Source organism: Pseudooceanicola lipolyticus (assembly GCF_002786325.1).
GTDB classification, from domain to species: domain Bacteria; phylum Pseudomonadota; class Alphaproteobacteria; order Rhodobacterales; family Rhodobacteraceae; genus Pseudooceanicola_C; species Pseudooceanicola_C lipolyticus.
In genome coordinates, this window is the sequence record NZ_PGTB01000306.1 from 1 (window position 1) to 2,143 (window position 2,143).

At 67.6% G+C, this 2,143-nt stretch carries 1 protein-coding gene; it reads left to right on the plus strand.

Annotation, left to right across the window (positions count from 1 at the left end):
- Positions 1-158: 158 nt before the first annotated feature.
- Positions 159-2,123 (plus strand): heme lyase CcmF/NrfE family subunit, encoded by a 1,965-nt coding sequence (locus CVM52_RS25345; RefSeq protein WP_100165023.1) that lies wholly within the window; start codon positions 159-161, stop codon positions 2,121-2,123.
- Positions 2,124-2,143 lie beyond the last annotated feature (20 nt).

Genomic DNA, 2,143 nt, shown 5'->3' on the forward strand with positions numbered 1-2,143 from the left:
CGGAAGCGGCGCTGGCGCTGGCCGCAACCGCGCCCGGCCGCAATCCGGCGCTGGACCATTGGCGGACGCTGCGCCCCGGCTGAGCCCCGCGACAATGTGATCCCGCGGCGCGCGCGAAAAGCGTTGGATGCGCCCCGGGGCCGTCATATACAGGCGCCATGATCACCGAGCTTGGCCATTTCACCCTGATCCTCGCCTTCCTGATCGCCATCGTGCAGATGGTGGTCCCGATGATCGGCGCGGCGAAGCGCTGGCCGGGCTGGATGGCGGTGGCCGAACCGGCAGCCAATGCCCAGTTCCTGATGACCGCCTTTGCCTTCGGCGCGCTGATGCATGGCTTTGTCACCTCCGACTTCTCGCTGAAGCTGGTGGTGGATAACAGCCATTCGGCCAAGCCGATGCTGTACAAGATCGCCGGCACCTGGGGAAACCACGAAGGCTCGATGCTGCTGTGGGTGCTGATCGTCACCCTGTTCGGGGCCTGCGCCGCCTGGTTCGGCGGGGCGCTGCCGCCGACGCTGAAGGCGCGGGTGCTGAGCGTGCAGGCGGCGATCGCGGTGGCGTTTTTCGCCTTCATCCTGTTCACCTCCAACCCGTTCCTGCGGATGGCGGTGCCACCGTTTGACGGGCGCGACCTGAACCCGTTGCTGCAGGATCCGGGCCTGGCCTTCCATCCGCCGTTTCTCTACCTCGGCTATGTCGGGTTCTCGATGGCCTATTCCTTTGCCGTCGCCGCGCTGATCGAGGGGCGGGTCGATGCCGCCTGGGGCCGCTGGGTGCGGCCCTGGACGCTGGCGGCCTGGCTCTTCCTGACCATCGGTATCGGGCTGGGGTCGTGGTGGGCCTATTACGAACTGGGCTGGGGGGGATTCTGGTTCTGGGATCCGGTCGAAAACGCCTCGTTCATGCCCTGGCTGCTGGCGGCGGCGCTGCTGCATTCGGCGATCGTGGTGGAAAAGCGCGAGGCGCTGAAAAGCTGGACCATCCTGCTGGCCATCCTGGCCTTCGGCTTTTCGCTGATCGGCACGTTCATCGTGCGTTCGGGTGTTCTGACCTCGGTACATGCCTTTGCCAGTGACCCGACCCGTGGGGTGTTCATCCTTGCGATCCTTGCGGTGTTCACCGGCGGCGCGCTGGTGCTGTTCGCACTGCGCGCCGGCGCGATGGAGGCCAAGGGCGTGTTTGGCATGGTCAGCCGCGAAAGCGCGCTGGTGGTCAACAACATCCTGCTGGCGGTCAGCTGTTTCGTGGTCTGCACCGGCACCTTGTGGCCGATGCTGGCCGAGATGGCGTTTGACCGGACGCTGTCGGTCGGGCCGCCGTTTTTCGACCTGGCCTTTACCCCGTTCATGGTGGTGCTGGGGCTGGTGTTGCCGGTGGGCGCGTTGCTGCCGTGGAAACGGGCGCGGATCGGGCGGGCGTTGTGGTCGCTGCGCTTTGTTCTGGTGCTGGCTCTGGCATTGGCGGCGCTGGCCTGGGCGCTGCAGACCGGGCGCAGCGCGCTGGGTCCGGTGGGGCTGTTCCTGGGCGCCTGGATCGTCGGCGGTGCCCTGACCGACCTGTGGATTCGCACCGGACGCAACGGTGCCGGGCGGCTGGGCCGGCTGGCGCGCCTGCCGCGCGCCGACTGGGGCCGCGCGGTGGCGCATTCCGGGTTGGGCGTGACGATCTTTGCCATTGCCGGGCTGACCGCCTGGCAGCAGGAAGATATCCGCGTGGTGCAGCCGGGCGAGAGCTATGGCATCGGCGCCTATCAGCTGACCCTGGTCGAGGTAGAGGAAGGCCGCGGCCCGAACTATGCCACCACCCGCGCGGCGGTGGAGTTGACGCGCAATGGCCGGCAACTGGCCATGCTTTACCCGGAAAAACGCTTTTATCCGGTGGCGGGCATGCCCACCACCGAGGCGGCGATCGATTATCGCCTGCTGCGCGATGTCTACGTGGTGATCGGCGATGACCAGGACGACGGCGGCTGGGTGTTGCGCACTTATATCAAGCCGTTTGCCGGCTGGATCTGGGCCGGCTGCCTGATCATGGCTCTGGGCGGGGGGCTATCGCTGAGCGACCGGCGCTTCCGCGTTGCGGGCGGGGCGCGCCGCGCCGCGCCGGTGCCGGCGGAATGAGGGGCCTGCGGATAGTCGCG